This window comes from Lysobacter sp. DMC104 (assembly GCF_056313665.1).
On sequence record NZ_JBQUZW010000006.1, the window covers coordinates 249,000 to 255,022 of the forward strand.

Genomic DNA, 6,023 nt, shown 5'->3' on the forward strand with positions numbered 1-6,023 from the left:
GGAGGGGGTGTATCAACCCATGAGACGCGTATGGTAAAAATGCGTTAGCGGCCTGGCCCGTCCATTGTGGACAGGCTGGGCCATTGCACGGATGAGAGGCCATGACAGGTGCCAACAAAAAGCCTGCCGCTGCCCGCCGTGCCCCAGCCATGAGCAAGGGGCATTCGCAGGCGCCCCGGCTGATTAAGAACGAACGCGAGCTCGTGGCGCTGTGTTTGGCGCTGCTAGGGCCGCGCCCAACCCTATCGCCACCCGAACGGGCGCTCACCAAGGGCGTGCGTCCCTTGGCCGAACCGGCCCTGGTGAAGCGAGCGCGGGACTACATTCGCAAAGGGGCAGACCCCCTCGGTGGGGTTTTCTTGCGCCTTCGCACCCCTGCGGTTCGTCGCGACATGGGAGCGGTCTACACCCCGGACCCCATTATCCAGTCCATGCTCAATTGGTCCGCAGACCAAGGCGCACCGGAGCGGGTGGTTGACCCTGGAGCGGGCTCGGGCCGCTACTTGCTGGCGGCGGCCGAGCGCTTCCCCAATGCCAAGTTGGTGGGCGTGGAGCTGGACCCCCTCGCCGCCCTCATGCTCCGGGCCAACATTGCTGCCCGCGGGCTGACGGCGCGCGCCACGGTGGTGGTCGAGGACTTCCGCCTGGCGGAGCTGCCCTCGGTGAAGGGCAGGACGCTCTACCTCGGAAATCCGCCTTACGTGCGCCATCACGACATAGGCGACGAATGGAAGCAGTGGTTTGCCGTGTCCGCCAAAGCGTATGGGGTCAAGGCCAGCAAGCTGGCCGGCCTCCACATCCACTTCTTCCTGCGTGCGCTTCAGCTGGCCAAGCCTGGAGACGTGGGCACGTTCATCACGTCAGCCGAGTGGCTGGACGTGAACTACGGCGCCACGCTCCGGCGCCTGCTGGCCGAGCGCCTGGGCGGCGTGGCTGTCCACGTGCTGGACGCGCGTGCGCGCCCGTTCGAAGACGCCGCCACCACCGCCGCCATCACCTGTTTCAAGGTGGGGGAGCACTCCGACGGCTTGCGCGTCCGCTCGGTGGAAAGCCTGGAAGCCCTCAACGGCTTGAGCAAAGGCGATGTGGTGCCGTGGGAGCGCGTCCAGAGCGCGGCTCGCTGGTCACCGCTTTTCCGTCCGGCTCGCCCCATTCCGGAAGGCTACGTAGAGTTGGGCGAGCTATGCCGGGTTCATCGCGGGCAGGTGACAGGCGGAAACCGTTTCTGGATTGCGGGTAAGCACGCCGCTGCCCTCCCGGATAGTGTGTTGGTGCCCACCATCACTAAGGCGCGTGATTTGCTTTCGGCTGGCGACCAGTTGAGTAATTCGGAAGCGCTGCGACGCGTGATCGACATCCCTGCAGATCTGGATGCGCTTGACGACGAGGCCAAGCAGGCCGTGGAACGCTTCCTAAAGTGGGCTAAGGCCGAGGGCGCGGATGGTTCTTACATCGCGCAGCATCGTCGGGCTTGGTGGTCAGTCGGCCTCAAGGCCCCGGCTCCCATCCTTTCCACCTATATGGCCCGTAGGGCCCCGGCCTTCGTCCGTAATCTATGCGGTGCTCGGCACATTAACGTGGCCCACGGTCTTTACCCTCGCCAAGACCTGCCCCAGTCGACCTTAGACAACTTGGCGGCATGGCTTCGCACCAACGTCGTTACCGACGACGGCCGAACCTATGCCGGCGGATTGACTAAGTTCGAACCTAAGGAATTGGAGCGCGTGCTGGTGCCAAGCCTTGAAACGCTGTCGGCCTGATCACTCGGAGATTTAAGAGGTGAGGGAATACCACAAGGAACAGGCAGCACGCGCGAAAGAAATTTACATCGAATCGCGCACACCTTCCAACGATCTGGCTGACTGGAAGAGCGCCCTGCGCGATTCAAGGCGATCCATCAAGCGGTCTCTCAGGGCTTCGGATTTTCTCAGGAATGTGGAGGCAGCAGTTCTTGCTGACAGCGAGCACACGCGGGTTTTTCGTTACGTGTTGGCGCCGCCCTTGAGTAAGGACCAGTTTGCACTTTGCTATCCAATTCCGAAAAGCCTCGCTAGAAAAAGAAAAGAGAAGAAGCAGGCGGTGGCGAGCGCGTTTGCGCAGGCCATGCGCGAGCGACGAGTTCAATCGCTCACCCCTTGGTTGGCGGCCGGGCGCGAACCTTCTCACTGGGAACTGCGTCGTTTCTTCTGGTCTATTGGTCCATTGCTGGCCCAGCAGCAGTTCGCTACGACCCAGCGCAACCGGCTGGCGAGGATCCAGGAAAGCCAGATAACGGAAATCCTCGACGCGAACGGTTGGGTTCGATTGCCGTCGTCGCTATTGGACACCAAGGCTGCGTTGCCCCACCGGCGCTACATGCATAAGACCCGTTTCGCGACGTCCACAACCGCTCCGCAGGAAGTGGATGTTGCGTTGGGGTTGCCAAACACGGTAGTGCTGGCCATCGAGTGTAAGGTGTCAAATGACGCGACTAACTCGGTCAAGCGCGTGAACGACGTGCTGAAGAAGGCACACGCCTGGAAGGATCATTGGGGCAGTTTCGTAAAGACTGCTGCCGTGCTTCAGGGGGTCATAGCTGGCAAGGATGTCGAGCGTCTACTGGACGCTGGGGTGGAGGTATTCTGGTCGCACGACCTTGCCAGATTCGAGCGCTGGCTGTCCGAAAACGCCTGAACCTGCTGCGCACCATGCGCAAAAAGACATCGCCCCGGTCACCTTGACGGATGCCCGGGGCGAGCTACTTTGAAGGGAAGGCCCCTGGGCGAGTGAAACCCAGAGGCGAGCTAAGGTAGGTATCAGCTACCGAGCCCAGGCGGCGGCCCCACAGGGTCAGCCTAACAAGCCCGGCTTCGACCGCAACCCCTTTCCTCGTCTCTTCTTCGCTATCGATCCGGAAGGCCTGCGCGACTGTGCTAGGCGGGACAGGCTCGATGCCTGTAAACGGTTCTCACGGTCAACCCCTTGGACGGGTGAGCGCGCGGCAACTGGGGACTGGGGGCCTAACGGTGTAGGACACCCCCGCAACCTGGGCGCATGTGGAGACATGCGCGAACGCTGGCTAGGCCGCAGCCCGATAGAGACGCCTACAGCAGACCGTGGGCGGCGTGGACCGGGGGCAGCAGCGGCGACGCTGTGAACCACGCTAGGCCGTTACGGGGTCGCTCCCCGTCGGCACACCCGCAGCCACAAGGCACTCCAAGCGCGGGCCGCCAATCTCCTTTTCGACACTCGCGAGGGTGGGGGCACCTGTGCCCGCGTCCCGGAAAATCGGTCCGGTTTTTCCTGTTAGGGAAAAGCGTATCGGTGAGCAGGAAGGCCGAGTGCGAGCCCGCCGCAGGCGGGGCGAACTCGGCGGCGGGGGGCTCGGGGGGCGCGCCGTGGCGCCCCCCGCGAAGGTCAGGGCCGCCCGGAAGGAAAGCGGCCGAGAGCGGCAAGAACGGCCCACCGGCCGCCAGCAGACGCCACACCAGGGCGACGTGTCGGGACAAGCGCGCGGCCCTCGCCGCTGGGAAGGCTGCGCCTGGGTTTCACCCACGCCTCCATTCCTACCTGTGCCCGCGTCCCCGGAAAACCGGTCCCACAGCAAGAGCAAGAGCGCGGCCGGCTTCGCCGCCCGCCCAGCTCGCTCCCGCTCGCCTCCCTCCGGGAGGGTTCGGCCCGTGGCGGTGCCTCCCGGCACCGCGGGGGCTTGCCAACCGCGCGTGGGGTGGTAACAACTGGTGATGGACAAAGCTACTCAACGCGCGGCGGAACGCGCCGCTAACAAGCTGCTGAAAGCTGCAGGCTATGGCCCCAGCGGCAATAGCTTGCGCCAGGTTATGACCAAGAGACGGAAGAAGGCTCATGCCGCACACCAAGGCAAAAAGACCAGGAAAATGCGTGGCAGCCCGGTGCGCTAAAAAAAATTTCACCAGTTGTTAGTTTAAAGGCTTGCGCGCCGACGGCAGACATGACAAAACATAGGTGTCGGTGGTTTCCTCGCGCAAGCGAGGGTGTCCCCAAGTTCACCGCCCTCTGGGTGGCTTAGAAAGAAGCGTTGTTAGTTCACCGCCATACTGGCGGCTTAGAAAAACCGTAACACCCACCGACCCTCAAGACCCCCGCTCAGGCGGGGGTTTTGCTTTGTGAGACTTGGCGTTTCTTCGTCGCCCGCGACTTCAGGCGCCGGGTCAGCCCTTGCTTGATAGCGTGGACGCGGAACTGGTCGCCCATGCCGTCACCGTAGCCATTGGCCTTAGAGTTGAGCCCTATAGGCAGCAGTGGTTGCCCAAATGGCAGCACTTGGGGCTGGTCGTTCCCCGCCTCAGCCGGATACAATGACGAGGGCACAACACAGGGCACAGCCCTAGTTTGTGAATGCCTCGCGGTTCAAGGGGTTGGGTCGGACTCAACTGGATCCCCCTCTCTCCGCCAGATCTTCCAAGCCCCTGATTCGTCAGGGGTTTTTTCTAGTCAGGAAGATCTGGATGCAGGACACAAATCGGGACACATCTCCCGATGCGCATCCCCCATCATCTCGTGCGTTCCCCCACCGGCGTCTGGTCGTTCCGGCAGCGTGTGCCCGCTGACCTGCAGGCGAAGCTCGGCCGTCGGATCTTCAAGAAGACTCTCCGCACCGCGGAACTGGCGGAGGCGCAATTGCGCGCACTCATGCTGGCCTCCCGCTATGCTCAAGCCTTCACCGTGTTGAGGGAGCAACGCGTGGACAAGCTGAGCAAGAAGGACGCGGACGCGCTCATCACCAAGCTCACAGGGGCCAACGACCTCCGCGACCTGACCCTCCACCGCACCCGCTCGCCGGACGGCACCGTCAGCGAGCGCTGGCAGATCGACAACGAGCTCGACCTGCGGATGTTCCAGTCGATGCAGCGCCCGTCCCGCGACCCGCTGATGGACGCGCTCAACGCGCCCGACCCGCCGCCGCAGGTTCGTCCTGAAACCCCTACGGTCACGGTCATCAAACTGGACGATGCCCGCGACGGCTGGCTGGCGAGCCTGAAGGGCAGCAGCCTGCCGAAAACCTGGACCATCAAGAAGACCGCCATCGAAGCGCTGGTCGCGTTCCTGGGTTCCAAGAAGAAGGTCCATACCATCCACCGCACCGACCTAGCCCGCTGGTATCAGCACATGCGAGACGCTGGTGCAGCAAATTCCACACTGACCAACAAGCAGAGCTACATCGGCGGCAAGGGCGGATTTTTCGAATGGGCAATGGCCTCGGGTTACTACCCCGTCAGCGACAACCCCGCCGCAGGGCACGTCAGCTACTCCTCGCGCGAGAAGCGCGCTCGGCGGAAGTTTGGGTTCAAGCCCTACGACGCACACCAGGTCCAGGCGCTGTTCGAGCCAGCCGCCTTCGAGACGTTGCCGCCTAACGCGCGCTGGGCCGCGCTGATCGGCCTCTACACGGGCGCCCGCGCGTCGGAGGTCGGGCAACTGCTGACCGCTGACATCTTTGAAGAGGATGGCGTCCCTTGCATTCGGATTTCCGACGAGGGCGAACATCAGAAGGTGAAGACCGACGTGAGCCTACGCACCATCCCAATTCACCCGGATCTTCTCGCATTGGGCTTTCTGGATTGGGTCGACCGCACTCGCAAGGCCGGCCACGAGCGGCTATTCCCGGCGGCGAAGGCCGACGCGAAGAACGGTCAAGGCAACTGGATCTCCAAGGCGTTCAGCCGACACCTCGATGCCGTGGGCAAGCACTGGCCCAAGGGCAAGCGCGGCTTCCACTCCCTCCGCAAGACGGTCATCCAAAACCTTCAGGGCGCAGGGGTGGTTTCCGAACTTCGGGCTCAACTCGTCGGCCACGAGTTGGACGATGAGCATCATGCGACCTACAGCCGCCCGTTCACCACTCGGGAGAAGCTGGACGGAATTGGTGGATTTTCGCCTGGGCTATCGGCGCTGGCGTTCGCGCTGAAGTTAGACACTCTGCGACCATGACCTGAGACGAATCATGTAGCCGCCCGGGAGGTGAGTTCTCTACCCTCGACAGACCAAGGAGAACTCATGAAGAA

The 6,023-nt window shown here is 63.0% G+C and carries 3 protein-coding genes; all 3 read left to right on the forward strand.

Going from position 1 to position 6,023, the window contains the following annotated elements; translation table 11 throughout:
* Positions 1–101 precede the first annotated feature (101 nt).
* Complete coding sequence (locus tag ACT53R_RS10205; RefSeq protein WP_476171762.1) at positions 102–1,760, forward strand: Eco57I restriction-modification methylase domain-containing protein; 1,659 nt, start codon at positions 102–104, stop codon at positions 1,758–1,760.
* A 19-nt stretch (positions 1,761–1,779) separates the two neighbouring features.
* Positions 1,780–2,673: a XamI family restriction endonuclease gene (locus ACT53R_RS10210; RefSeq protein ID WP_476171763.1), complete on the forward strand. Its 894-nt coding sequence runs from the start codon at positions 1,780–1,782 to the stop codon at positions 2,671–2,673.
* Between the two features lie 1,824 nt (positions 2,674–4,497).
* Positions 4,498–5,949 (forward strand): DUF6538 domain-containing protein, encoded by a 1,452-nt coding sequence (locus ACT53R_RS10215; protein WP_476171764.1) that lies wholly within the window; start codon positions 4,498–4,500, stop codon positions 5,947–5,949.
* The last annotated feature ends 74 nt before the right edge of the window (positions 5,950–6,023 follow it).